This is a genomic window from Halobellus sp. Atlit-38R (assembly GCF_003665925.1).
GTDB lineage: Archaea > Halobacteriota > Halobacteria > Halobacteriales > Haloferacaceae > Haloquadratum > Haloquadratum inordinatus.
The window spans coordinates 286704-312161 of record NZ_QXIJ01000002.1; the positions used below are offsets into that span (position 1 = coordinate 286704).

Consider the following 25458-nt stretch of genomic DNA (forward strand, 5'->3'; position numbering starts at 1 on the left):
GATGCCCCCGCCCGCGGGGTTCCCCGGGGCTATTTGACGCCGTCTCTTGTAGTACTACCGCGATGCCCTCCAGTACGAGTTCGCCGACCAGGCGACGCCTCCTTCGATCGACGGCTGCCCTCCTCGGAGCCGGTTCCCTCGCCGGATGCGGGGGTCACTCCGGTGCGTCCGGCTCAAGCAGCGTCAGCGGCCCCGGCGCCGAACCGCCCGCAGATGCGCTGCTCGACCCGACCGCAGTGAAACTTCGGAACACGGAGCAGAAGCCGATCGTGTTCACCGAGTCGGAGTCCGAGACACAGACGGGCGCCGATTCGGCGTCGGGCGACCAGACCGAGACGCCCATCGACGACTGGCGGCACACCCTCGTCGGCGACGCCGAAACCGCAGCGTCGCTCTCGTTCGCCGACGTCGACGGCGCCGACGAAGCGAAAGCGCTCCTCGAGGAGACAGAATTCGAGGAGCAGTCGGTGTACGTCGAACGACACGCGATCGGCGAGTGTTACGAGCGGCGGCTCTGTTGGGTCCGCTGGACCGAGCACGAAATAGAGACCGACTACGCGCGGATTCTCCGCGACGCCGACGTGGCCTGCGAAGCCGACGCCCGAGACGTCGTGACCTACCTGATCCGGATTCCAGTCGCATTGGACCCAGAGCAGGTGAACAGCTACAGTTCGGGAAGCGGGAGCGGCCCCTGTCGGACGCCCACGAGCGGGGAGGTGAAACGATGACTCGTTCCTCACGCGGGCGCCACCTCGGTCGGCGGCGCTTTCTCGCAGCCTCGAGCGCTACTGGTCTCGCGCTTCTCGCCGGGTGTACGGACCGGGTTCCGATCATCGGCGACAGCCGGCAGATGCTCGACGGCGACGCCCTCAGCGCGATTGCCGACGAGGAGCCGCCGACAGTTCCCGAGACGTTCCCCGTCGACATCGAGGCGTCCTTCATCGAACAACATCGCACAGCGGCGCAGTCGAAGCTCGGCGCGGTCCCCGCGCCGTTCGACGAAGAGGAGATTCCGAACGGCGTGATCCGAGAGCGTCTCAACGACGACTACGACCACGCGAGAGAGTCGCTCCAGCAAGCCGACGACGCGCAGACGCCGTACTCCCGCCTCGAGCACACGACCCACGCGCGAGCGACCAGCCGCCAACTCCAGGCCGCCTGGCGCGCCATCGAGTCCGAGCTGACCCGGTCGGATCTCGAAGCGGAGGTACCGCAGATCGAAGACGGCCTCGACGCGTTCGTGTCCGGGTGGTCCTACGTCGGCGACGACCCGGTTCGCGCCGCAGTCGTCCACGCCGAAGTCGAAGGCGAGATCCGCGGATCCCGGCGCTGGCTGACGATACATCCGGAGGAGTTCTCGAGCGCTAGCGGACAGTCACTCGAACTCGGCGAGATGGCGTCCGACCTCGAATACGCCCGCGTCAGCGTCGCGGTAGCGTCGTACTTCTTCGATCGGTTCCGGGGCGGGCTCGGAGAACAAGTGGATCAGGAGCCCCGCTTCGAGCGTGCACGGCAGGAACTTCGAGAACGTCTCCAGCGGGAGGCCGAGTCGCTCCCGCGCGAAGACCTCGACGACCCGACCGAGTTCGTCGACCGCGACGTCGACGAGACGGCGGGCATCCGGGCGCTCGCGGAACTCGCTCGGGACGCGCGAAGACGTGTCGACGATATGGGCGGCAGTGACGACGGCCCGCGGCTCGCGACCGAACTCCTGCTCGCGTCGCGGGCGCTCGCGCACCTAGAGGCGTACCAGTCCCTCCGCGAGCGGATCGAGAACGGCGACGACGTCGCGATCGACGACGCAGAAGACGTGACGGCGCTTCGCTCGGACGCCGTCGCGGCCATCGAGGGGGCACGCGAGGCCGAGCAGGGACAGTTGCTCGTGCGCGCCACACTGCCGCGGTTCGCCAACGAGATCCGCTGGACCGACAGGCGGTTCGCGGATCTCTCTGGATCGGTCTCTGCGGAGTCGGTGACGTACGACGCCGTCGACTACGTCGTCGTCGCCGAGCTCTGCCGCGCGCTGCCGTCGGCGAGCGCCGACGTGGCGACTGTGCTTCGGGAGTCGTAGGCGGGCGACGACACAGCCGAAATCGTCACGAGCGCTGTTCTTCCGGTATGAATCCTCTCCCACGCGAGCACTAGGGGTCGCCGCAGTATTGCGTTTTTACTTTCACTTTGGTGTTAACGAGGGTTTATGTGCAAGTGGGACCCAGAACCGGATACGATGCCAGAAGACGATCTCGAGAGCCTTCCTGGAGTGGGGCCGGCGACGGCAGACAAACTGACTGAAGCGGGATTCGAGAGCTATCAGGCGATCGCCGTCGCGAGTCCGGGCGAGATGTCGAACACGGCCGACGTGGGCGAGTCGACCGCGGCCGACATCATCAACGCGGCCCGCGAGGCCGCCGACATCGGCGGCTTCGAGACGGGAGCGGCCGTGCTCGAACGGCGCGAGCAGATCGGGAAGCTCTCGTGGGGGATCCCCGAGGTCGACGACCTGCTCGGCGGAGGGATCGAGACGCAGTCCATCACAGAGGTGTACGGCGAGTTCGGGGCCGGGAAATCGCAGGTGACCCACCAGATGGCCGTCAACGTCCAACTGCCGCCCGAGCACGGCGGTCTCGGCGGATCGTGCATCTTCATCGACTCCGAGGACACGTTCCGTCCCGAGCGGATCGACGATATGGTTCGTGGCCTCGACGACGAGATCATCGCCGACCTCCTCGAACGGCGCGAGATCGAGGGCTCGCCCGGCGACGACGAGACGATGGCGGACCTGCTCGATAGCTTCCTCGATCACATCCACGTCGCGAAGGCGTTCAACTCCAACCACCAGATCCTCCTGGCGGAGAAAGCCAAGGAGCTCGCCCGCGACAACGAGGAGGCGGAGTTCCCCGTCCGCCTGCTCTGTGTCGACTCGCTCACCGCGCACTTCCGCGCGGAGTACGTCGGTCGTGGCGAACTCGCCGAGCGACAGCAGAAACTCAACAAGCACCTGCACGACCTGATGCGCATCGGCGACCTCTACAACACGTCCGTGCTGGTGACGAACCAGGTCGCCTCGAACCCCGACTCGTACTTCGGCGACCCGACCCAGCCGATCGGTGGCAACATCCTCGGCCACACCTCGACGTTCCGTATCTACCTCCGGAAATCGAAGGGCGACAAGCGTATCGTCCGCCTCGTCGACGCGCCGAACCTCGCCGACGGCGAGGCCGTGATGCGCGTCCAAGACGGCGGTCTCAAGCCCGAATAAAACGACCCAGTGTTGCAACGAAGCGGTGCGCGAAGCGCACCCGAGTCAGCAAAACGGAGGTTAGTCGTCCTCGGTCGTCGTCTCCTCGATGTCGACGTCGCCTTCGTGGATGGCAGCCCCGTCTTGGGCCACCTGTCGCGCGAGGACGGCGCACTTGATCCGCATCGGCGAGATGTCGACGCCGAGCATTTCGGTGACGTCGTCGGTGCCCATCGCTTCGAGTTCTTCGAGCGTCATCCCGCGGAGCTTCTCCGAGAGCATACTCGCGGAGGCCTGGCTGATCGCACAGCCGTTCCCGGTGAACGACACGTACTCGATGGTCTCGCCGTCGTCTTCGAGCCTGACGTTCATCGTGATCGTATCGCCGCAGGAGGGGTTCTCTCCGGTGTGAGAGAAGTCCGGATCGGACATCTCGCCCTTGTTCCGGGGGTTCTTGTAGTGATCCAGAATCTGCTGCCGATACATATCCGAGCCCATTCCCATTGTTGGCGGCAGTAGGGCAGTGCAGCGCAAAAGGGTTCCGCCGGGGACGAATGTCTCGCCGCCCGTCGCTGCCGTCGCAATATTCGTGTCCCACGGTCCTCGTGGTCGCCTGGGTATCACTCGTCCGCAGAAGCGGTGCGGCGCGTCCACTTCTTTTCGACGTCGCGGTTCGCCACGACGACGGTGTCGCCGTCGTCGTTCCGGAACCGGGTCTTCCGCAGTTCGATGGCTTCCACCGTCCCCGTGACGGGGTCTGACTGCACCTCGTCGCCGGGGGTGAAGTCCGGATCTCTGAGGAGATAGACGCCGGCGACGGTGTCGGCGATCATATTCGAGAGCGCGTAGGAGACGCCAAGTGCGACGAAGCCGGCGGCAGTGCCGAGACTCGCGGCGATCTCGCCCATCCCGAAGATTTTCAGCAGCGTCAACGCCGCTCCGAACCACAGGAACACACTCACGACGGTCACGCCGAGGTCGACGACGAGGCGCTGGTCGTCCGGATAGACGGCGTCGAGCGTGCGGCGGAGGACGCCGGTGAGCACCCGGATCCCGACGTACGCGATTGCGAGGAACACGAGCCCCGTCAGGACCTTCGGCGCGGCCTGCCGAAGTCCGTCGGCGAACTCGAAGAGCGTCTGCCGGATCGTGTCGACGAGGAATCGGGCGACGGTGGACATCAGTGCCGGTGCATTGCGACTCAGTCACAAAGTGTTTCTGGAGGGGTAGATTCGAGCTGAGACAGCGAGTTCGAGCGGAATACGGAGCCCGGGAGAAGCGAGCGGGGAGAGCGCAGACGAAACGCGACGTCAGGCGAAGAGCTGTCGGGCGTCGTCGACGGCGTCGACGAGCGCGTCGATCTCCTCTTTCGTGTTGTAGATGTAGAAGGACGCGCGAGTCGAGGCCGGAACGCCGAGTTTGTCGTGCAGCGGCTGCGTGCAGTGGTCGCCGGCGCGGATCGCGACGCCGTGGTCGTTGAGGATGCTGGAGAGGTCGTGTGCGTGGACGTTCTCGAGGTTGAACGCGACGAGACCGCCGCGCTCGTCGCCCGGCGGGCCGTAAATCTCGACGTCGTCGAACGCCGACAGTTCGTCGTAGGCGTACTCCGCGAGCAGTTCCTCGTGGGCCTGGACGCGTTCCATTCCGATGTCGTCGAGGTAGTCGATCGCGGCGTGGAGGCCGATACCCTGGGCGATGACGGGTGTCCCCGCCTCGAACTTCCAGGGGAGGTCCTCCCACGTCGAGTCCTCGTAAGTGACGCTTCGGATCATCTCGCCGCCGTAGAGGTACGGCTGCATCTCTTCGAGGATGTGTTCTTTCCCGTAGAGGACGCCGATCCCTGTCGGCCCGAGCATCTTGTGCCCCGAGAAGGCGAAGAAGTCGGCGTCGATATCTCCGACGTCGACGGGTCGCGTCGGGACGGACTGCGCGCCGTCGACGAAGATGTACCCGCCGTGGTCGTGGGCCAGATCGGCCAGTTCGGCGACCGGCGTGACCGTCCCGAGCGTGTTCGAGACGTGCACGACGGAGACCATCGCGGTCGAGTCGTCGATCAGTTCGGCCGCGTGGTCCATATCCAATCGGCCGGCGTCGTCGACGCGGATGTACTCGACGCTCGCGCCCGTCTTCTTGGCGATCTGTTGCCAGGTGACGAGCGAGGCGTGATGTTCCATCTCGGTCAGGACGATCGTGTCGCCCGGCCCGAGTTCGGCGAGTCCCCACGCGTAGGCGACGAGGTTCATCGATTCGGTGGTGTTCTTCGTGAAGACGATCTCTTCTCGTCCCGCGGCGCCGATGAACTCCGCGACGCGGTCGTGGGCGTTCTCGTAGGCCACCGAGGCCTCCTGACTCAGGTGGTGAATCCCGCGGTGGACGTTCGAGTTGTAGCCGTAGTAGTAATCGACGATACTCTCGACGACGGATTTCGGCGTCTGACTCGTCGCCGCGTTGTCGAGGTAGACGAGCGGACGGGTGTCGTCTGGACCCTCACCCGGCGTCTCGATGTCGCCGCCGACCTTCCGGTCGAGGATGGGGAAGTCCTCGCGAATCGACGCGACGTCGACTGGATACGTTTCCTGCGTTCCCATTGAAGACCCGTTAGCGTCCCAGCACTAACACGGCTTCGGTCCGGGCGGTCGGTGCCACGAGATGCGTTCGGAGACGATTCGCTCCGCTATAGTAGCGTTTGCAACTGAGTACACAGCCAATCGCACGACCGCGTGCGATTCGGTGCGTGAAGACTCTCAAACGCAACTATCGTTGCGGACGATGCGGCAGAAGAGTCCGTTTCGGACGTGTACTAGAATAAACGTTCGACCACAAAATGGGTGTTTACGTTCTGCTCTGTCGGATATTCAGAAACTGCGGTGCGTGGGCGTCTAGACATCGGGAGAATAGCTCAAAAAGATAATACTTATTATCGTGTGTTCGTCGGTTCTGCACGATGACCGACGAGACGATCGAGACCGTCCGGACGCTTCTCCGCGGAGCGTTGGAGAACACTGACGACACCGAAGTGCACTACAAGCTCCGAACGGCGCTACAGTTGCTCGACGTGTACAAGAACGACATCGATCAGCTGCAAGAGGCTGCCGAGAGCGACGGCGACCTCGAAGAACGGCTCAGCGACCTCGGTTATCTCCAGTGACTCCGAGTCGGGGCCACCCAGCGTGAACGTCCACCCACCGGGGTCGTACGCCGGCTTACAGCCGTCGCGAGTGTGCGAGCACCCCATCTGATGGCCCCGTCGAGAACGCGATTAGCGGTTCTGTGCGTTTAAGTATAGTAGCGTTTGCAACTGAGTACACAGCCAATCGCACGACTGCGTGCGATTCGGTGCGTGAAGACTTGCAAACGCTACTATAGATGAGTCGACGGCTCGCTGCCCGCGGCTCGGTTAGACGACGCGGACGGGGACCTCCGTCCGGCCGAGAACGCGGTTCGTCGTCGACCCGACGAGGGGCTTGTCCGGGTCCGAGCGACCGCGCTTTCCGATGACGATGAGGTCGACGCCCTCGTCTTCGGCGTACTCGATGATCTCGTCCTCCGGGATGCCCGACTTCACGACGGTGACGCAGTCGACGCCCGCCTCGGCGGCCAGCTCCGAGATGTCGTCCGTGAAGCCTCGTCCCTTCTTTTCCAGTCGCTTCCGCGTTTGCGCGATGTCGCTCGGAACCGCCACGAAGTCGGCGTCACCCATATCCATCACGTACATCGTGTGGACCGTGGCGTCGTTCTTCTTCGCCAGGTCGATCGCTTGCCTCGCGGCCTTCATCGCCGCCTTGCTCCCGTCGGTCGGGACGAGAATGTCGTGAACCTCGGTTTCTGTTGTTTCGCTCATACGAACCGATACGGTATCACGGTTAATTAATTGATACTTCGGCTATCACGATCTGGGACCAATCTCCCACGACAAGGATGCTACGACAAGACGTGTCGATACGTCGAAGGCGACTTCGGGAGGGCTTGCATTCGGTCACACCATCGGGCGAACCTGTAATTCTCTGATACTGTCGGACAGACGTTCGTGAATGATGTTGTCACCCACGGGGTGCCGATACGTTTCACACAGTTCTGTCCGACAGTATGAGGGACAGGGCCAATTTAATTTATACGCACAGATGAAAGACGGGATATGAACACCGACGGGGAGGGAGAGCCGTACCGAGCCTACTTCGAGGAGTCCCCGATCGGGGTGTTCGTGACCGACGCCGCCGGTGAGTTCGTCGACGCCAACCCGGTAGCCTGCGAGATGGTGGGACGCGAACGGGAAGAACTGCTCTCACTATCGATCGAAGACGTTACTGACCTTCCCGAAGGGGCCGCGATCCCGTCGTCGCTCGCGAAGGTCAAAGAAACGGGACGCGCCCGGGGCGAGCATCAGTTGGTGCACGCGGACGGGCGGCGGATCGACGTCCTCCTCGATACGATGTCGCTCGGCGACGACCGGTTCGTCGCGTACGTCCAAGACGTCAGCGAGAAGAAGCGGTACGAACGGGAGCTCGAACGGTTCAAAGCGTTCACCGAGCAGTCTTCTGATCTCATCACCCTCCTCGACGAGCACGGGCGGATCCAGTACAACAGCCCGGCAGTGGAAGACATTCTCGGATACAGCCAGGACGAACTGATCGGTGAAAATCCGCTCGAGTACATTCATCCGCGGGACCGCGAACGCGTTGCCGATCAACTCGAGAGGGTACTGACGACGACGGGAAGAGGGCCACGCGCCGAGTTCCGGATACGGGACGCCGACGGGGAGTGGGTCTGGATCGAAAGCTACGGGACGAACCGCCTCGCCGACCCCAACGTCGGGGGGATCATCGTCAATCAGCGTGACATCACCGAACGCAAGGAGCGAGAGCGGACGCTCAAACAGTACGAGCGCGCCGTCGAACAGGCGACGGACCTCCTGGCCGCGGCGGACACAGACCACCGACTCCTCTTCGCGAACAAGCGCTACCGCGAGTTTCACGGCCTCAGCGACGACGATATCGGCACCACCACGCTGAAAGAAGTTCTCGGACCCGAACAGTTCGCGGAGATCGAACCGCGACTCGACGCCGTATTCGAGGGTACGACGCACCAGTACGAGATGGTCCGCCAGGACCCCGACGGCGACGACCACCACTTCGACATCCGGTATTATCCGCTCAGGTCCGACTACGGCGAGGTCGTCGGTATCGTGGCGACGATGCGCGACATCACCGAGCGCAAGGAGCGGCGCCGAAAGCTCAAGCAGTACGAATACGCGGTCGAGAGTTCGACGGACTGGATCGTCGCCGTCGACACGGACCACCGAGTCCTCTTCGCGAACAGCGGGTTTCGATCGTTTCACGGCCTCGACGGCGACGCACGCGGAACGCCGCTCTCGGAGGCGCTCGAGGAGTCCGTAGCGACGGAAATCGTCCCGCAGATGGAGCGAGCGCTCGCCGGCGAGCGAGTCGAATTCGAGCATCAGACGACTTCCAACGGAGAACGACGCCCGGTTCGGAGCGTCGTCTTCCCGCTCGAAGACGACGACGGAACAGTCATCGGCGTCGTCGCGTTGATCCGGGACATAAGCGAACTGAAAGAGCGAGAACAGCAGTTACAGGTGCTCGATCGGGTCCTCAGACACAACCTCAACAACAAAATGAACATCGTCGGCGGGTACGCCGAGTCGATCCAGGATCGGACGACAGATTCCTTTATCCAAGAGGCGGCGGCCAAGATCCGCGCGAACAGCGATCAGTTGACACAGATGGCGTCGAAAGAACGGGCGATCACCAAGGTGCTTTCGGACCCGCCCGCGATGGAAGCGGTCGACCTCGCCACAGTGGCACAGCAGATCACGTCGTCGGTGCGGAAGTCGCATCCGGCGGCAACTATCACGACCGAGTTACCAGAACAGCGCGTGGCGGTCGTCGTCGGCGCGGTGGGGCGTGCGCTCAAGGAGCTATTACAGAACGCAGTGACCCACTCCGATCGGGAGCGGCCGGCTATCGAGGTCCGGGTCCGGAACCTCCCGGACGCGGTTCAGGTGCAAGTGGCCGACGACGGCCCGGGCATTCCGGAGATGGAGCGCGCGGTCCTGACCGGCGAGTCGGAGATCGAACCACTGCTCCACGGCAGCGGCCTCGGACTGTGGCTCGTGAAACTCATCGTCGGACGCGCCGACGGAACACTCCGCTTCGACGAGAACGAGCCGAGAGGCAGCGTCGTCACGATAGCGTTCCCCCGGCCGGGAGCGGCGGATTAGCCGCGCCGCGTCACATCCAGAGGAGTTGCGCGTGAAGCGTCCCGTCGACGTCGAGTACGCGCTCCTCGTCGACGATGCCGGCCTCGACAGCGACGGAGACCGCGCGCTCGCCGACGATGTTGGCCACGCTGGCCCGCGTGAGACTATCGACGACAGTGGCTTCGTCGGCCTCGGCGGCCTCGTCGCCGCCGTAGAACGCCTCCGTTACCTCCAGAGAAATGTCGCCTTCGGTGTAGGTCTCGCCCAGACACTCCGGGTCGCAGACGGAGACGAGCAGTCCTTCCGGTGTCTGTCGTTCGCGAAGGAGCATCACCGGTTCTGTTGTTGCTGTTGCAGCATCTCTTGTTCGCGTTCCTGCCGCAGTTCGTCGGCCTGCTGTTGGGCCTGTTCGGCCTCTTCGTCCTGCCCGAGTTCTTCGAGCGCGGCCGCCTTCTCTTCGAGCACGTCGGCAGTGCGCATTCCCAGTCGGATCGCGTTGTCGAAGGCGTTGACGGCCTCCTCGTTCAGGCCGCGTTCGCGGAGGAAGAAGCCGCGGTTGTACCACGCCTGCGGGAAGCGCGGGTCGATCTCGACCGCGCGCTCGGCGTGGCGCAGTGCCTCTTCGATCTCGCCGGCGTTCCAGAGCGCGTACGCGAGGTTCGTCTCGGCGGAGGCCGCGTGTTCGGAGTCGTCGTCGATGCGGAGCGCCTCGCGGTAGGAGCCGATCGCCTCGTCCCACTCCTCCAGTTCGGCGTGCGCTGCGCCCTTGTTCACCCACGCCTCCTGGGCTTCGAGAGAGTCCTCGTCGCCGAAGCGCGCCGCGCGCTCGAACGTCTCGGTCGCCTCCTCGAAGCGGTTGATCTGCATATACGAGAGCCCGACGTCGACGAGCTGTTCGACGTCGACCTGATCGGAGGCGATGTTTCGCCGGTCGAGTTCGTCCGTGACGACGCGGCTGTCCACGGGATCGACCTTCGTCGGATCGACCTTCAGCTCCGGCGGGTCGAGGGTGAACTCCTCGTAGTCCTCGTCGAACCCCTGGCCCGAGGAGAACTCGTGGTCGTCTCGCTCGCCGTTTGTCATACCGCCTAATTTGCGGTCAGGACGGTTAAGGACTGCGTCACGGGGTTGCGGTGGGGAACGGTATGCACACAGAATCAGCGAGCGGACGAACAGTAGGTGGACGAACGAGGAAGAACGACGTCGCGCGTGAGGCTACCGCTCAGTCCTCGCCGTGCTCGTCGACGACTAACACGGGGACCTGCGTCTCACGCAGGACCTTCTCGGCGACGCTGCCGAGCAGCGCCCGCGAGAGACCCGAACGGCCGTGTGATCCCATCACGACGAGGCCGATCTCGTTCTCGTCGACGAACTTTCGGATCGCCCGCGCGGGCTGCCCGGCCCGGACGTGTTCCTCGACGGAGATCCCGCGTTCGGCGGCCGCCTCAGCGACGTGGCCGGTCGCGGCGTCGGCGCTCGCTTTCACTTCCGGCATCTCGTCGAGGTGGCCCTGTCGGAGCCGGTCGACCTGTTCGGTCCCCAGCGAGTAGCTCGTGGCGTCGACGTCGATGACGTAGAGCGCGTGCACCGTGGCGTCGTACTTCTCAGCGAGGTCGATCGCGTGGGCGACCGCGACCTCGGCGGTGTCGCTTCCGTCGGTCGGAACGAGAATGTTGTCGTACATCAGTCATCAGCGGGGGTCTGGCCCCCGTCGGTCGCCGCAACGTCTTCTGCGCTCTCGGTGCGAGACATCGGTTTCGGGCTGTGACACTGCCGGACCAGCCGCTTCGTGGACTCCGGCGGCTCCTCGGTGAGGAGCGAGACCACGATCGTGATCGCGAAGACCAGCGGCGTGCCGACCAGCGCCGCGCCGATCGCGGGGACGACGTCGCCGAAGGCCTGGCTGAAGGGGAGGATGAGGTCGTTGACGACGGCCGCGATCCACAGCAGTAGGCCGAAGCTCATCCCGGCGAGCGCGCCCGCGCGGTTGGTGTTCTCCCACCAGAGCCCGAGGAAGAACATCGGGAAGAGAACGATCGCCGCCAGCGAGAACGCCAGCGCGACGAGCTGTCCGATGAGCGCCGGCGGGTCAAGCGCCGTGATCGTGACGATGATACCGAGGAGCACGATCGTGCCGCGGCCGACCAGCACCTGCTCGCGCTGGGTCGCGTCGGGGTTGATGATGTTGGTGTAGATGTCGTGTGAAACCGCAGAGGACGCCGTGATGAACAGTCCGGCGGTCGTCGCGATCGCGGCGGCGATGCCGCCGGCGGCGACGAGGCCGACGAACCAGGTCGGGAGGTTCGAGAGCTGCGCCGCGAGCACGACGATGAGGTCACCCTCGCCGCCGGACATTCCGCCCGAAGCGGCGTACGTCGGGCCGTACTGGGAGGCGTCGTAGAGGTCGACGCCGAAGGCCGCAAGCGCCGGCGCGCCCCAGTACAGCAGCATAATGAAGAACAGTCCCCAGACGGTGGAGTGGCGAGCGGTCCGCTCGTTTTCGACCGTGTAGAAGCGCACGAGGACGTGTGGCAAGCCGCAGGTCCCGAAGACCAGCGAGAACGCGGTCGCGATCCACAGGAAGAACGAGGCGTTCACGAAGGGTTCGGAGAACTCGGTGTTGAGGTCGTTGATGAGCGCCCCGTACTCGATCTGCGGCAGGAACGTCGAGTAGCCGTTGACGATGCCGACGACGTAGACCGCCACGAGGAACGCGACGATGAGGATGACGTACTGGACGGCCATATTCTTCGTCGCGCCCATCATCCCCGAGAGGGTCAGGTACGCGACCGTGATGCCCATCATCACGACGACCATCGTCACGTAGTCGGTCCCGAAGACGTAGAGGCCGACGAGACCCATCCCGCGCGCCTGACCGACCGAGTAGACGAAGCCGATGAGGATCGTCGTCGCCGCGCCGAGGGCGCGTGCGGTGTCGGAGTTGAAGCGGTCGCCGACGAAGTCGGGCGCGGTGTACTTCCCGAAGCGACGCATCTGCGCCGCGAGGAAGATGAGGAGCACGAAGTAGCCGGCCGTCCAGCCGATGATGAACGCGAGGCCGTAGAAGCCCGACAGCGCCACCAACCCGGCCAAGCCGAGGAACGACGCCGCAGACATCCAGTTCGCGCCGATCGCCATCCCGTTCTCGATGTTCCCGATCGAGCGGCCGGCGACCCACATCCCCTCGGTGTCGGCGACCTTGAACAGGTAGCCGACCACGAGGAACAGCGCAAGCATCGCGACGACCATCACGGCCGGAATCGGCTTGAACGAGATGTCGAGCGCCTCGGGGAGCAGATCGCCCGACTGCAGCGCGAGTCCCAGAAGCGAACTCATCGGGATTCACCTCCGTCGGTCGCCGCCGCGTCGGCGTCGACGTCGTCCTGTGACTCGACCGCCGCGGTGGAGTGGTCGATACCGTACTTCTCGTCGAGTTTGTCCCGGCTCCGGGAGTAGAGGTACGCCAGCACCAGCGAACTCGTCGGCGCGAGGAACGCCACCGAGAAGTAGTGCGCCGGGAAGTTGAGGACCGGAATCGGCTGCGTCATCACCTCGGGCGCCAGATACGTCGCCGTCACCGGCCCCCAGGTGAGGATCACCCAGGCGATAAAGCCCGCCCAGACCTGCTTGAGGTGGTCGCGCATAAAGGGCGTGCTCGGCTTCAGGAGATTGACTTCGGCCTCCAGATAGTCGACGTCGGCGTCGGTGTCGACCCCGCCGTCGGTTGCGATGCGTCCGTCCGCGTCGTCGGATCGGGTCTCGTCCTGTTCGTGTCCGGAATTGTCTATCATAGGTGGCTTCGAAATATAGCGTGGCTCATCGTGCTCAGTCCTGGACGCTCGCGCGAATCTCCTCGACGATCTCGGGGTTCCGAAGGGTCGAGGTGTCGCCGAGTTCCTCACCGTTGGCGATGTCTTCCAGCAGTCGCCGCATAATCTTCCCCGAGCGAGTCTTCGGGAGTTCGGGCGTGAAAATCACTTCTTCGGGGCGCGCGATCGGTCCGATTGCGTCTTCGACGCCCGCGATGATCCGCTCGCGCAGGTCCGCATCGCCTTCGTGGCTCTCCTCGGTGATGACGTAGGCGTAGACGGCCTCGCCTTTCACCTCGTGGTCGCCGCCGACGACCGCGGCTTCGGCGACGCCCTCGACACCGACGATGGCGGACTCGATCTCCATCGTTCCGAGTCGATGCCCGGAGACGTTGATCACGTCGTCGACGCGGCCCAGTACGGTGATGTAGCCGTCATCGTCGATCTTCGCGCCGTCCTCCGGGAAGTACACCCAGTCGTCGGGGTCGTCGCTGTCAGTGTCGGAGTACTCTGCCCAGTACTCCTCGATGTATCGCTCGTCGTTCTTATACAGGGTCCGAAGCATCCCGGGCCACGGTTTCTGCACCGTCAGGTAGCCCGCGCGGCCCGCGTCGATCTCGTCGCCGTTGGTATCGACGATCTGTACGTCGAGGCCCGGCAGCGGCGGCCCCGCAGAACCGGGTTTCATATCCTTGATGCCGGGCAGGGTCGTGACCATCATCCCGCCGGTTTCGGTCTGCCACCACGTGTCGACGACGGGGCACTCGCCGTCGCCGATGTGCTGGTAGTACCACTTCCAGGCGCGGGGGTTGATCGGCTCGCCGACCGTCCCCAGGAGACGCAGACTCGACAGGTCGTGGCGGTCGGGGTACTCCGTGCCCCACTTCATAAACGCGCGAATCGCCGTCGGCGCAGTGTACAGTTGCGTCGCCTCGTAGTCCTCGATGATCTGCCACAGACGGTCGCGCTCGGGGTGGTCCGGCGTCCCCTCGTACATCATCGTCGTGGTACCGAGCGCGAGCGGCCCGTAGACGATGTAGGAGTGGCCCGTGATCCAGCCGATGTCGGCCGAGCAGAAGTAGGTGTCATCCGGTTCGATGTCGAGGACGGCCTGCGAGGTCCAGGCCGACCACGCGAGGTAACCGCCGGTCGTGTGCTTGACGCCTTTCGGCTGGCCCGTCGTTCCCGAGGTGTACATCAGGAACAGCATATCCTCGGCGTCGCGGGCGACGGGATCGACCGCTGCCCCCTCGTGGGCGGCGACGAGGTCGTCGTAGTCGTGCTGGTTGTCGGCGAGGTCGTGGCCGAAGCCGTCGCCGTTCGGGCCGAGACGGTCGACGACCACGACGTCCGAGACCGGATGTTCGACCGAACCGAGGCCCTGATTGGCTTTCTGGAGGTGGTCGAGGGGGTCGCCGCGGCGGTAGTAGCCGTCGCAGGTGACGAGATACTCCGAGTCCGCAGCGTTCATCCGGGTTGCGAGCGCGTCCGCCGAGAAGCCGGCGAAGACGACCGAGTGCGGCGCGCCGATCCGCGCACACGCCAGCATCGCGATCGGCAGCTCCGGCACCATCGGCATATACATCGTGACGACGTCGTCCTCGCCGACGCCGAGGTCGCGGAGGGAAGCCGCGAACTCGTTGACCTCCCGGTGGAGTTCCTCGTAGGTGTAGGTACGATTCTCCTCGTCGACGGGTTCGCCGACCCACTCGATGGCGGCCTCGTCACCGCGGTCTGCGAGATGCCGATCGAGGCAGTTCGCCGAGGCGTTGAGTTCGCCGCCGGTGAACCACTCGTAGAACGGCGGATTCGAATCGTCTAAGACGGTGTCGTACTCGGTCTCCCACTCGAGCAGATCCGCCGCAGTTTCCCAGCACTCGGGCCAGTTCTCCTCGAACTCCTCGTAGATGCCCTCGTCGGAGACGTTGGCCTGACCGGTGAACTCCGCCGGTGGCTCGAAGACGTCCTGTTCGGCCAGCCGCGCTTCGAGTTCTACGTCATCATTTCCCATAGTCTATCACTCACAATCGGTCACCCCTACATAAGCGGAGGCTCTAATTATACCAATTATTACTGTTAGAGTCAGTCTGCTGCCACGAATACACGTCACTCAGCGGCGACGATCGGCGGTCGACGGCGAGGCTGGCGTCTCGTCGAAGAAGGCCGTCAAAAGCTTCTGCTGGGCCTTTCTGAGGTGGTTGTGAAGCGTCGGTGAGGAGACGTCGAGCGAATCAGCCAGTTCCTCGGCGGTCGAGCCGCGAGGCCACTCGAAGTAGCCGCTGTGGTACGCCGCCCGGAGAACCGTCGCCTGGCGATCAGAGAGCCGATCAGCCAGGCGTTCGCGGAATCCCTGGTCGGTTTCGACAGAGCGATCGGCCTGGTGTTTCGCCGCCAGCGACACCGAGGGATGCGCGTCGGTGACGGCGTCGACGACCGCGCGGACGTCGGCCTCGCCGGGCAGTTCGACCGTGACCGTCGCATCGCCGCCATCGGCCCGCAACGATCGAACGCGAGCCCCGCTCTCGACGGCCGCGAGAGCGGGTGAGGCGTCCACGACGACCTCGACAGAGGCTCCGTCGCCGTAGTCCTCGATGAGACGGGCGTCGGCGACGGCGTCGGCCGCCGAAGCGTGCGAGAGCACCGGATCCGCGCCCGCGCCCTCGACGACGAGGTAGTACAGGAGCGACCCGCCGCCGACGGGGACCATCCCGGAGAGTTCCACGTGGCACTCGAGCCCCCCCGAGAGGTCGGCGACGAACGACGACTCGGTCGGACACCGGAAATCGAGTTCGACGACGGTGTCTGCGAGCAGGAGGCGCTTTCGCTCGACGGCCGCGAGGGCGTGGCCGACCTGAGTTCCGAGGACCGCCAGCGCGTCCCGACGGTCCTCGCGCACCGCGTCGGTGGTCCCGGCCGCGAGCACGCCCGCCGCGGCCCCCTCGCGCACGACTGGAACGAGTGCGAGCGGCCCGTCAGCGGTCTGTTCGACCCCGACTGTCGACGTCTCGACGGCGTCGATGGCGGCCGCTTCGTGCTCGTCGAGTGCGTGCTCGACAGCGGCCTCGTCGATGCCGCCGGCTCCGCGAAACGTGAACCCGTTTCCCGTCCGTTCGGCGAGCCACGCGAATCGGACGCCGTCGGCCGCCGCCAGACGCTCACACGCCGTCTGGGCGACTTCGCTCCCCGTCGCGGCGCCGACCAGTGCGGTTCCGAGGTCGGCCGCGAGTTCGACGTCCTGGCGGAGTTCCGCCGAGACGTCGGACCCGTCTTCGTCGGCCAGCGCGGCCGCGACGTCCTCGCGGTCGGGGTCGGTGAGCAGCGGTTCGAGGCTGTCCAAGCGGTCCCAGCCCCCGATCGCGCAGACGACGTGCGGTGGAACGCCGGCGTCGAGCAGGTCGGCCGCGAAGTGCCAGCGGAGATCCCGCGAGGAGGCGTCGACACCTTCGACGCGCGCGGAGACCTCGCCGACGAGCATCTGGAGTCGCCGCGGCGAGACCGTCAGTAAGGGGTCGTCGTCGCCGACGCCGACGCTGCCAGCGTACTTGCGGAGATCGTGCTCGACGTCCGTCGGGAGGTACGCCTCGCGTGTGATTGCGTCCCCGTTCCGCACCGCGAGGAAGTGGTGGCCGTCCTGCGATTCGACGTCGCCCAGGCGGACCCGGACCATCTCCGCCGGACGGAGACCGACCTCGCCACCGAGCCGAAGCACGAGATCCTCACGATGTGTTCGGGTGGCCCGACGGAGGCGCTCGTACTCGCGGGCGTCGAGGGGCGACATTCTGTTTCGACGTATTCAAAGAAAGCGAAATAAAGATGTGGATTTTCCGGGCAGTATCTCGGAACTCGTGAAGGGAAGCGGTCTCGCTGTCCCTAGTCAGCAGATAGCGCCGAAGCAGCGGTTTCGTTTTTATCTGAATAGGCGAAGCGTCATCGCTCCCGCGTTCGGGACCGGATCTCACCGAGAATCTCGGGGTTGCGAAGCGCGGAGGTGTCACCGAGCGTCTCGTCGTTCGCGACCGCCCGCAGGAGTCGGCGCATCACCTTTCCGGAACGGGTCTTGGGGAGATCCGGCGTGAAGACGATCTCCTCGGGGGTGGCGACGCCGCCGATGGCGTCCTCGACCGCCGCCCGGATCCGCCCGCGCAGGTCGGACTCGGCGGCGTCGCGTTCGGGCGCGACGTAGGCGTAGATCGCCGTCCCGGTGGTGTCGTGGTCGGCCCCGACGACGGCTGCCTCGGCGACGCCCGCGACGCTGACGATTGTCGACTCCAGTTCCATCGTGCTGAACCGGCGGCCGGCGACGTTGACCGCCTCGTCGATGCGTCCCAGGAACGTGATGTACCCGTCCGCGTCCTGGCGAGCGCCGTCTTCCGGGTAGTAACGCCAGGGGCCGCCGTCGTGTGCCCCCCAGTCAGTGCCGGTCGCGAGGGCGCGCGGCATCCCCGGCCAGGGGCGAGTGATCGCGAGTTCGCCCGACTCGTCGGGTTCGACTGGTTCGCCGCGGCCGTCGACGACCGCCGCGTCGATGCCGGGGAGAGGTTTGCCCGCCGCGCCGGGTTTCATCGCGTCGACGCCAGGGAGCGTCGAGACGAGGATCGCGCCGGTCTCGGTCTGCCACCAGGTGTCGACGACGGGGCACTCGCCGCCGCCGATGTGCTCGTGGTACCAGCGCCAGGTGGGTTCGTCGATGGGCTCGCCCACGCTGCCGAGAAGCCTGAGACTGGAGAGGTCGTGGCGGTCGGGATACTCCGCGCCCCACTTCATAAACGCGCGAATCGCCGTCGGCGCGGTGTAGAACACGTCGACTGCGTGGCGGTCGACCAGTTCCCAGAGGCGGTCCTTCTCCGGGTGGTCGGCGGTGCCGCCGTACAGCATCGTCGTGGTGCCGAGCGCGAGCGGCCCGTAGACGATGTAGGAGTGGCCCGTGATCCAGCCGATGTCGGCCGAACACCAGTGGGTGTCCTCCGGCCGGATGTCGAGCACGGAGCGCGCAGTCCAGGCGACGTGCGCGAGATAGCCGCCGGTCGTGTGCGTGACGCCGCGCGGTTCGCCGGTCGTCCCCGACGTGTAGATCTGAAAGAGCGGGTCCGAGGCCGCCCGCGGAACTGGCTCGACGTCGTCGCCACGGTGGGCGTCGATCAGCTCACCGTAGTCGTGATAGCCCGGGCCGAGATGCACGCCCTGGCCGAGGTGATCGAGGACTACGACATCGACGTCGTGATCGAGCGCGAGGCGGGCGTTGTCGGCTTTGTTCTTCTGCGCGATGGCGTCGCCGCGGCGGTAGTAGCCGTCGCAGGTGAGGAGGTACGCAGAGTCCGAGCGGGCCATCCGCTCGGCGAGCGCGTCGGCCGAAAAGCCCGCGAAGACGACGTTGTGAATCGCGCCGAGGCGCGCACACGCGAGCATCGTCACCGGAAGCTCGGGGACCATCGGCAGATACAGCGTCACGACGTCGTCGGCCTCGACGCCCAGTTCGCGCAGGGCCGCCGCCGCGGCGTTGACCTCGCGGTGGAGTTCGAGGTAGGTGTAACTCCGGGAGTCGCCGAGGTGGCCCTCCCAGACGAGCGCGCGCTGGTTCTTGCGCTCGGGGAGGTGGCGGTCGACGCAGTTGACCGAGGCGTTGAGCGTCCCGCCGGGGAACCACTCGAACGGGGGCGTCTCCCCGCCGCGGAAGACTTCCTCGGGGGGGTCGTCCCAGTCGAGTAACTCGCCCGCCCGACGCCAGCAGTCGGGCCACTCGTCGGCGAAGGTCTCGTAGATATCGGGATCAGAGAGGACTGCCTGCTGGCGGAACCACTCCGGTGGGTCGTGTGCCGTCCGGTCGGTTCGGGTCCGTCCCGAGCCCTCGCCTGTCATCGTGTCTCTCTCGATGGCGGTACGGGCATAAGTTTCCCGCTCGCGGCGGTCGAAGCGGGCGAAATTCGCGGCCCGGTCCGCTATCTGAACAAAAAATCGGGGGAACGCACCGTGATCTCACTCGCGGGCGGAGCGTTTTCATCGCCGAGCGCGTACGCCGTGGTATGCGCCTCTTCGTCAGCATCGACCTTCCCGATCGGCTCGCGGCGGCTGTCGCGGACGCCCAAGAACGGTTCGCAGACGCCGAGGGGCTCCGCTTCGTCGACCCCGAGCAGGCCCACCTGACGCTCCAGTTCCTCGGCGAGACGGATGCAGATCGTCTCGAGGAGATCGAATCGGCACTGGAGCGCGCGGTCGCCGACGCCGACGTCGACCCCTTCGAGTTTCAGGTCGGCGGCTTCGGCGTCTTTCCGTCACAGAGTTACATCAGCGTGGTCTGGGCGGGCGTCCGCGAGGGTGTCGGCGGTGCGGAGACGAGACGTCTCCAGAGCGCCGTCGAGCGCGAACTGGCCGACCTCGGGTTCGAGGGCGACGATCACGACTTCACGCCGCACATCACCATCGCGCGGATGGACGACGCGCGCGGGAAAGACCTCGTGCAGCGGGTCGTCCGCGAGACAGACCCGGACATCGGCTCGTTCCGCGTCGACGAGCTCAGATTGAAAAAGAGCACGCTGCGCTCCGACGGTCCGGTGTACGAGACGGTCGCAGCATTCCCGTTGTGAGAGAGACGTTGTGCAGCCGAGCGATCACCGGCTGCTGGGCTGGGCGATCACCGGCGCTCAATCGGCCTGCTGCGCCTGCGGCGTCGATCCGTCTCGCCACCGCCGGAGTTCGTTCCGGATCGTCGTCCGCTTGACGAGTACGAACCCGACGAAGATGATCGCAAAGCCCAGCACGGTCGTCGGTGCGAGTCGCTCCTCGAGCGCGACCCACCCCGAGATGGCGGCGAAGATCGGGATGACGTACTCTAAGAGACTGACCTCCACGGGGCCGACGCGACGAAGCAGCCAGAAGTACAGGCCGAATCCGCCCGCGCCCGCGACGACGGCGAGGTAGCCGAGCGAGACGACCGCTTCGAGCGACCAGACGACGTCAGCCGCCGACTCCCACGGCAGCGCGACGCTCGTGACGTGGAGGACGACCGCGCCGACGAACATCATCCACGCCTGTTCGGCCAGCATCGGCATCGTGTCGGCGGCGTCGTGCGTGAGCACCGCGCCGACGGCGAAGGTGACCGCCGAACCGAGCACGAGCGCCACTCCGAGGAGGTCCGCACCGACGAGGTTGGCCGGATCCGGATTCGCGATGGTGACGACGCCGACGAAGCCGAGCGCGACCCCGACAACGCCGATCGGCGTGAGTCGCTCTCGCGTCGACGACAGTCGCGTCAGCGTCGGCGTGATGACGGGGATGAGACCGAGCAGGACGGCCGCGACGGCGCTCGTGACGTACACCTGTCCGGAGAACAAGAACGCGTGGTGGATTCCGATGAGGAGAACGCCGCCGGTCAGAATCGGCCGCCACTCCGCACCGTGGGGACGGATCCGATCGCCGCGCCACGTCGCGAGCGCGAAGAGCACGATCGCAGCCAGGTCGAAGCGAAGCGCAGCAAAGAGAGCGGGCGGGATCCACGCGAGGCCGGCCTTCGTCACCATAAACGCGGTGCCCCAGATGGCGGCCGCGAGCAGGAAGACGAAGGCAGTCAGATTACGCATTGACGTGAGAGACGACACCGGCGGTGTTGAATATCTCGAAACGGCGCGGCAGCGACACCTCGGCACGGGGCAGACCGGAGTGAAACAGCATCGTTCGGGGCTGTGAGGCGCTCGCACGCGAGCGGCGTCGAAGGAACAAGATTTTATGCGATCCGGGGAAACAGACGAGCACTATGAGCAAGAAGTCGAAGGCCAAGAAGAAGCGTCTGGCCAAACTGGAACGCCAGAACACGCGCGTTCCGGCCTGGGTGATGATGAAGACGGACATGGAAGTCACGCGAAACCCCAAGCGTCGCAACTGGCGGCGGAGTGACACGGACGAGTAAGAATGAGCGCCAGCGACTTCGAAGAGCGCGTCATCACGGTACCGCTCCGAGACGTCAGCGTCGTCCCCGCCCACGAGCGCGCGGGTCGAGCGATGTCTCTGATCCGAGAGCACCTCGCGAAGCACTTCTCGGTCGAGGAAGACGACGTCCGTCTGGACCCCTCGCTCAACGAGACGGTGTGGGCACGCGGCAAGCAGAAGCCCCCGAGCAAGCTCCGCGTCCGCGCCGCCCGATTCGACGAGGACGGCGAGTCCATCGTCGAAGCGGAGCCGGCAGAATAACGTGCTCCGCGCCTCCTTCGCCGGGTCGCCCTACGTCGGCGTGTTCGCCCGTGCGACGGACGACGTACTCATCGTTCGCTCGGACGCCGAAGACGACGTCGTCGACGCGATGGCCGACGAACTCGACGTTCCGGCCGTGACGACGACCGTCGGCGGCTCCGGAACCGTCGGCGCGCTCGCGACCGGCAACGAGAACGGAATCCTGGTGACGAGCCAGGCGACCGAGCGCGAGAAGGAGGCCATCGAATCCGCCGCGGGCGTCCCCGTCGCAGAACTTCCCGGACACATCAACGCCGCCGGGAACGTCGTTCTCGCGAACGACTACGGGGCGTACGTCCACCCCGACCTCTCCGAGGAGGCCGTCGACGCCGTCGAAGCGGCGCTCGGCGTCCCCGCCGAGCGCGGCGACCTCGCGGACGTCCAGACCGTCGGGACGGCCGCCGTCGCGACCAACGAGGGCGCGCTGTGTCACCCGAAGTCCCGCGAGCCCGAACTCGAAGCGCTCGAAGCGCACCTCGACGTTCGCGCGGACATCGGGACCGTCAACTACGGCGCACCGCTCGTCGGCTCCGGGCTCGTCGCCAACGAGGCGAGCTACGTCGCCGGCGAGGACACCACCGGCCCGGAACTGAGCCGGATCGAGGACGCCCTCGGCTACCTCGAGTAACCTCGCGTTCTCCCCGTCGGTATCACCGTCTGCAAAGGAGCGTCCAGTACGATCGCCGCCTCCGACTTTTGCTCCGAATGGCGTTTCTGAGAGCCGCTCTCACGGCGCGACTCGCGCCCGTTTTCGGGAGTCCGAGTAGGAAGATACTTCCCGCTCGCTCGGGAATCGAACGGTATGAGTAAGTTCGCAGTGAGCGGCCGGTTCCAGAGCCGCGACGGATTCAGCGAGTTCAACACAGTCGTCGAGGCTCCGAACGAGAACGTCGCTCGCGAGCGCGTCTACGCGAACGTCGGGAGTCAGCACGGTCTGAAGCGGACGCAGATCGAGATCGACGAGGTCGCAACGGAGGCCGCAGCATGATGGGCGGCGGCGGTCAGCAGCAACTCCAGCAGCTCTCCCAGGAACTGCAGGCGATCGACGAGGAAATCGAGACGCTGGAATCCGAGATCGACGACCTCCAGTCCGAGCAGACGGAGATCGACGAAGCGATCGAAGCGATCGAGACCCTCGAGACGGGATCGACCGTGCAGGTTCCCCTCGGCGGCGGCGCGTACCTCCGCGCGGAGATCCAGAACATCGACGAAGTCATCGTCGACCTCGGCGGCGACTTCGCGGCCGAGCAGCCCGCAGACGACGCCGTCAGCGCGCTGCAGACGAAGCAGGACGCTCTCGACGACCGCATCGACGAGGTCCGAGAGGACATCGACGAACTCGAAGACGAGAGCTCCGAGCTCGAACAGCAGGCCCAGCAGATGCAACAGCAGATGCAGCAACAGCAGATGCAGCAGATGCAGCAGATGCAGGAAGACGACGGCGAATAACGCAACCGCGGACTCGATTTCGATTTACGGGTGCGCCACCGTAGAAGCGGCACCCAGACGGTAGACGACCACGTAACAGCGGCAGACAACTATGTTCGACGGACTGAAAAAGAAGCTCAACAGTTTCCGCGAAGACGTCGAGGAGACGGCCGAAGAGAAAGCAGAGGAATCAGCGGCTGACCTCGACGAATCCGAGGCCGAAACGGCGGACACCGGCGCCGGCGGCGGAGTCGAAACGGAAGCACCCGCCGAAGGGGAGACCGCAACGACGCCGGAAGGTGACGAGAGCACCGAACCAGACACCGTCGCCGCGGAGACAGCCGAAGCCGGCGACGAGAGCGCGGAAGCTGCGACCGCTGAGAGAGACCACGCGGCGGCCGAGACCGCGGCGGACACCGGCGAGGAAGCCGCAGCGGAAAGCAGTGGTGAGACCGCAGCGGCCGAGGCAGACGGTGCGGACGAACAGCCCGCCTCGCTCGCCTCCGAGGAGGCCGCAGCCGCGCTGCAGGACGAAGACGGGGACGACGACTCCGGCCCCGGTCGGCTCAAGCGCGCCGCAGCGTTCGCCACGGGGAAGGTCATCATCGAGGAAGAAGACCTCGAAGACCCCCTCTGGGAGCTCGAAATGGCGCTCCTCGAAAGCGACGTCGAGATGAACGTCGCCGAGGAGATCCTCGACACCGTCCGCGAGAAGATGATCGGCGAGACGCGCGCGCAGGTCGAAACCACGGGCGAACTCGTCGAGACCGCGCTCCACGACGCGCTCTACGAAGTCATCAGCGTGGGGCAGTTCGACTTCGACGCGCGCGTCGAGTCCGCGGAGAAGCCGGTCACGATCGTCTTCACCGGCGTCAACGGCGTCGGGAAGACGACGAGCATCGCGAAGTTGGCCCGCTACTTCGAGAACCGCGGGCTCTCGGTCGTCCTCGCGAACGGCGACACCTACCGCGCCGGCGCGAACGAGCAGATCCAAAAGCACGCGGACAACCTCGACACGAAACTCATCGCTCACGAGCAGGGTGGCGACCCCGCCGCCGTGCTCTACGACGCCGTCGAGTACGCCGAGGCGCACGACATCGACGTCGTCCTCGGCGACACCGCGGGTCGGCTCCACACCTCGAACGACCTGATGTCCCAACTGGAGAAGATCGACCGCGTCGTCGACCCCGATATGACGCTGTTCGTCGACGAGGCGGTCGCCGGCCAAGACGCCGTCGAGCGCGCGAAGACGTTCAACGACGCCGCCGAGATCGACGGCGCGATCCTCACGAAGGCCGACGCCGACTCCAACGGCGGCGCGGCCATCTCCATCGCGTACGTCACGGGCAAGCCGATCCTGTTCCTCGGCGTCGGACAGGGCTACGACGACATCGAGCGGTTCGACCCCGAGCGGATGGTCGAACGCCTGGTGGGCGAGGAACCGTAGCCGTTCTTCGATAGCCGTAGCCGCTTTTCGGTAACTCCGCCGCCTACGCGTCGCCGTCGGACTGGAACGGTTCGCCGACTGCCGATCTGGGCAGAAGGTTTAGAAACTCCAGTTCGAGGTCGTCGCTCGAAGTGAAGCGATCGCTGTCAGACTGCTGGATCACCTCGCCCACGGTGACCGAACCGTCGGCCAGTCGGACCGTCAGATCTCCGTACTCGCTGGTCACACGGGACGGAGACACGGGGAACGAGAGCCCGGAAAAGACCGTACCGATTCTGTTGAGCCTTATCGATTCTGTCATAATCGCCTCTAGTACGTTCGAAAATATAATAAATATATATGATGTTTTTGGGACCCACCTCATCGGAGTGTGTGCCGTCGTGAGGCGAACACCGTGCGAACGGGGCTGAGATATGCTCGGGAGAGCTATTCGATCGCCAGCGCCAGCCCGAGCGAGATCATCGCGCCGCCGCCGAGCCAACTCAGCCGGGAGGTCGTCGCCGAGGAGGACAGCGCCCGCCCGACCCGCCCGGACGCGACGCCGATACCGCCGAGGTACACCGCCGTCAAGGCGGCGTACGTCGCCCCGAGGAGGAGCATCCGCGGCGCGGCGTCCGGTCCTGACCCGGCGAAACCGGGGAGGAAGGCGAGGAAGAACAGCGCGACTTTCGGGTTGAGCGCGTTGACGAGAACGCCCCGGCGGAAGCTTCCGGTCGCGGTTGCGGCCGCTGTGTCTCCGTCCGTCTCCGTTCCCGAGTCGGACCCCGTCGAAGACCCGAACTCGTCGTTGCGGATCGCCTGTACGCCGAGGTAGAGCAGATACGCCGCGCCGGCGTATTTCACGACCTGATAGGCCGCGGGCGCGGCGCGGAGGAGGGCGGCGAGGCCGAGCGACGCCGCGGCAGTGTGAACGAGCACGCCCGTCGCGATCCCGAGCGCAGAGCGCACGCCGGCGTCGCGGCTCTGGATCCCCCGCGTGAGGACGTACATCGTGTCCGGCCCCGGCGTGAGAATGAGCGCGACTGCGGCCGCATAGAACGCGAGATACGTCGAGAGGTCGGGAAGGACCGCCATCACCGCAGCGTCGTCCGCGGCGCAG

At 65.6% G+C, this 25458-nt stretch carries 27 protein-coding genes; 12 read left to right on the forward strand and 15 right to left on the reverse strand.

What is annotated here, in order from left to right; translation table 11 throughout:
- Positions 1 to 62 precede the first annotated feature (62 nt).
- The 3 genes from D3D02_RS04040 to radA all read left to right on the forward strand — a co-directional run bounded on the left by D3D02_RS04040 (position 63) and on the right by radA (position 3259).
- Positions 63 to 728 carry a hypothetical protein gene (locus D3D02_RS04040; protein ID WP_147435569.1) on the forward strand — a complete coding sequence of 222 codons (666 nt, stop codon included), beginning with the start codon at positions 63 to 65 and terminating at the stop codon, positions 726 to 728.
- Positions 725 to 2071 (forward strand): hypothetical protein, encoded by a 1347-nt coding sequence (locus D3D02_RS04045; protein WP_147435570.1) that lies wholly within the window; start codon positions 725 to 727, stop codon positions 2069 to 2071. The genes D3D02_RS04040 and D3D02_RS04045 overlap by 4 nt, the downstream gene beginning before the upstream one ends.
- Before the next feature lie 156 nt (positions 2072 to 2227).
- The gene (gene radA / locus D3D02_RS04050; protein WP_121568694.1) at positions 2228 to 3259 is read left to right on the forward strand and encodes a DNA repair and recombination protein RadA; all 1032 of its coding nucleotides are present in this window, start codon (positions 2228 to 2230) and stop codon (positions 3257 to 3259) included.
- Between the two features lie 60 nt (positions 3260 to 3319).
- Here the strand turns inward: radA and sufU are convergent, their stop codons facing one another.
- The 3 genes from sufU to sufS form a co-directional block, all read right to left on the reverse strand.
- Complete coding sequence (gene sufU, locus D3D02_RS04055) at positions 3320 to 3742, reverse strand: Fe-S cluster assembly sulfur transfer protein SufU (RefSeq protein WP_121568695.1); 423 nt, start codon at positions 3740 to 3742, stop codon at positions 3320 to 3322.
- A 116-nt stretch (positions 3743 to 3858) separates the two neighbouring features.
- Positions 3859 to 4422 (reverse strand): mechanosensitive ion channel family protein, encoded by a 564-nt coding sequence (locus D3D02_RS04060; protein WP_121568696.1) that lies wholly within the window; start codon positions 4420 to 4422, stop codon positions 3859 to 3861.
- A gap of 126 nt (positions 4423 to 4548) precedes the next feature.
- Positions 4549 to 5826, reverse strand: coding sequence for a bifunctional cysteine desulfurase/selenocysteine lyase SufS (sufS, locus tag D3D02_RS04065; protein WP_121568697.1), 1278 nt, complete (start codon positions 5824 to 5826; stop codon positions 4549 to 4551).
- A 356-nt stretch (positions 5827 to 6182) separates the two neighbouring features.
- Here sufS and D3D02_RS04070 point away from each other — a divergent pair, with 356 nt between their 5' ends.
- On the forward strand, positions 6183 to 6386 hold the full coding sequence (locus D3D02_RS04070) for a hypothetical protein (RefSeq protein ID WP_121568698.1): 204 nt from the start codon (positions 6183 to 6185) through the stop codon (positions 6384 to 6386).
- A 249-nt stretch (positions 6387 to 6635) separates the two neighbouring features.
- Here the strand turns inward: D3D02_RS04070 and D3D02_RS04075 are convergent, their stop codons facing one another.
- Positions 6636 to 7079 carry a universal stress protein gene (locus tag D3D02_RS04075; RefSeq protein WP_121568699.1) on the reverse strand — a complete coding sequence of 148 codons (444 nt, stop codon included), beginning with the start codon at positions 7077 to 7079 and terminating at the stop codon, positions 6636 to 6638.
- Between the two features lie 294 nt (positions 7080 to 7373).
- Here D3D02_RS04075 and D3D02_RS04080 point away from each other — a divergent pair, with 294 nt between their 5' ends.
- Positions 7374 to 9476: a PAS domain S-box protein gene (locus D3D02_RS04080; protein ID WP_121568700.1), complete on the forward strand. Its 2103-nt coding sequence runs from the start codon at positions 7374 to 7376 to the stop codon at positions 9474 to 9476.
- Positions 9477 to 9486: 10 nt separating this feature from the next.
- On the opposite strand, the gene D3D02_RS04085 is transcribed toward D3D02_RS04080, so the two are convergent.
- The 8 genes from D3D02_RS04085 to acs (D3D02_RS04120) all read right to left on the reverse strand — a co-directional run bounded on the left by D3D02_RS04085 (position 9487) and on the right by acs (D3D02_RS04120) (position 19120).
- Positions 9487 to 9786 carry a DUF424 domain-containing protein gene (locus tag D3D02_RS04085; protein WP_121568701.1) on the reverse strand — a complete coding sequence of 100 codons (300 nt, stop codon included), beginning with the start codon at positions 9784 to 9786 and terminating at the stop codon, positions 9487 to 9489.
- Entirely contained in the window at positions 9786 to 10538 is a 753-nt protein-coding gene (locus tag D3D02_RS04090; RefSeq protein WP_121568702.1) for a tetratricopeptide repeat protein, read from the reverse strand. The genes D3D02_RS04085 and D3D02_RS04090 overlap by 1 nt, the downstream gene beginning before the upstream one ends.
- A 139-nt stretch (positions 10539 to 10677) precedes the next feature.
- The gene (locus D3D02_RS04095) at positions 10678 to 11139 is read right to left on the reverse strand and encodes a universal stress protein (RefSeq protein ID WP_121568703.1); all 462 of its coding nucleotides are present in this window, start codon (positions 11137 to 11139) and stop codon (positions 10678 to 10680) included.
- The gene (locus D3D02_RS04100) at positions 11139 to 12791 is read right to left on the reverse strand and encodes a VC_2705 family sodium/solute symporter (RefSeq protein WP_121568704.1); all 1653 of its coding nucleotides are present in this window, start codon (positions 12789 to 12791) and stop codon (positions 11139 to 11141) included. The genes D3D02_RS04095 and D3D02_RS04100 overlap by 1 nt, the downstream gene beginning before the upstream one ends.
- Positions 12788 to 13246, reverse strand: coding sequence for a DUF4212 domain-containing protein (locus tag D3D02_RS04105; protein ID WP_121568705.1), 459 nt, complete (start codon positions 13244 to 13246; stop codon positions 12788 to 12790). The genes D3D02_RS04100 and D3D02_RS04105 overlap by 4 nt, the downstream gene beginning before the upstream one ends.
- A gap of 34 nt (positions 13247 to 13280) precedes the next feature.
- Positions 13281 to 15275: an acetate--CoA ligase gene (gene acs / locus D3D02_RS04110; protein ID WP_121568706.1), complete on the reverse strand. Its 1995-nt coding sequence runs from the start codon at positions 15273 to 15275 to the stop codon at positions 13281 to 13283.
- Between the two features lie 99 nt (positions 15276 to 15374).
- Entirely contained in the window at positions 15375 to 17042 is a 1668-nt protein-coding gene (locus tag D3D02_RS04115; protein WP_121568707.1) for a bacterio-opsin activator domain-containing protein, read from the reverse strand.
- 149 nt (positions 17043 to 17191) lie between these two features.
- Positions 17192 to 19120 (reverse strand): acetate--CoA ligase, encoded by a 1929-nt coding sequence (acs, locus tag D3D02_RS04120; protein WP_121568708.1) that lies wholly within the window; start codon positions 19118 to 19120, stop codon positions 17192 to 17194.
- 164 nt (positions 19121 to 19284) lie between these two features.
- On the opposite strand from acs (D3D02_RS04120), the gene thpR reads away from it, so the two are divergent.
- Positions 19285 to 19845, forward strand: a complete 561-nt coding sequence (gene thpR, locus D3D02_RS04125) for an RNA 2',3'-cyclic phosphodiesterase (RefSeq protein ID WP_121568709.1) — start codon at positions 19285 to 19287, stop codon at positions 19843 to 19845.
- A 57-nt stretch (positions 19846 to 19902) separates the two neighbouring features.
- Here the strand turns inward: thpR and D3D02_RS04130 are convergent, their stop codons facing one another.
- Positions 19903 to 20838: a DMT family transporter gene (locus D3D02_RS04130; protein ID WP_121568710.1), complete on the reverse strand. Its 936-nt coding sequence runs from the start codon at positions 20836 to 20838 to the stop codon at positions 19903 to 19905.
- Positions 20839 to 21011: 173 nt separating this feature from the next.
- On the opposite strand from D3D02_RS04130, the gene D3D02_RS04135 reads away from it, so the two are divergent.
- The 6 genes from D3D02_RS04135 (at position 21012) to ftsY (ending at position 24359) form a co-directional block, all read left to right on the forward strand.
- Positions 21012 to 21164, forward strand: a complete 153-nt coding sequence (locus D3D02_RS04135) for a 50S ribosomal protein L39e (RefSeq protein WP_049985609.1) — start codon at positions 21012 to 21014, stop codon at positions 21162 to 21164.
- 2 nt (positions 21165 to 21166) lie between these two features.
- Positions 21167 to 21445, forward strand: coding sequence for a 50S ribosomal protein L31e (locus tag D3D02_RS04140; RefSeq protein ID WP_121568711.1), 279 nt, complete (start codon positions 21167 to 21169; stop codon positions 21443 to 21445).
- A 1-nt stretch (position 21446) separates the two neighbouring features.
- Complete coding sequence (locus tag D3D02_RS04145; protein WP_121568712.1) at positions 21447 to 22112, forward strand: translation initiation factor IF-6; 666 nt, start codon at positions 21447 to 21449, stop codon at positions 22110 to 22112.
- Between the two features lie 174 nt (positions 22113 to 22286).
- Complete coding sequence (rpl18a, locus tag D3D02_RS04150) at positions 22287 to 22472, forward strand: 50S ribosomal protein L18Ae (protein ID WP_121568713.1); 186 nt, start codon at positions 22287 to 22289, stop codon at positions 22470 to 22472.
- Entirely contained in the window at positions 22469 to 22933 is a 465-nt protein-coding gene (gene pfdA / locus D3D02_RS04155) for a prefoldin subunit alpha (protein WP_121568714.1), read from the forward strand. Before rpl18a ends, pfdA begins: the two co-directional genes overlap by 4 nt.
- A gap of 91 nt (positions 22934 to 23024) precedes the next feature.
- The gene (gene ftsY / locus D3D02_RS04160) at positions 23025 to 24359 is read left to right on the forward strand and encodes a signal recognition particle-docking protein FtsY (RefSeq protein ID WP_121568715.1); all 1335 of its coding nucleotides are present in this window, start codon (positions 23025 to 23027) and stop codon (positions 24357 to 24359) included.
- 43 nt (positions 24360 to 24402) lie between these two features.
- On the opposite strand, the gene D3D02_RS04165 is transcribed toward ftsY, so the two are convergent.
- Both D3D02_RS04165 and D3D02_RS04170 read right to left on the reverse strand, forming a co-directional pair.
- Positions 24403 to 24585: a hypothetical protein gene (locus D3D02_RS04165; protein WP_199723003.1), complete on the reverse strand. Its 183-nt coding sequence runs from the start codon at positions 24583 to 24585 to the stop codon at positions 24403 to 24405.
- A gap of 200 nt (positions 24586 to 24785) precedes the next feature.
- Positions 24786 to 25433 carry a LysE family translocator gene (locus D3D02_RS04170; RefSeq protein WP_121568716.1) on the reverse strand — a complete coding sequence of 216 codons (648 nt, stop codon included), beginning with the start codon at positions 25431 to 25433 and terminating at the stop codon, positions 24786 to 24788.
- Positions 25434 to 25458: the final 25 nt, after the last annotated feature.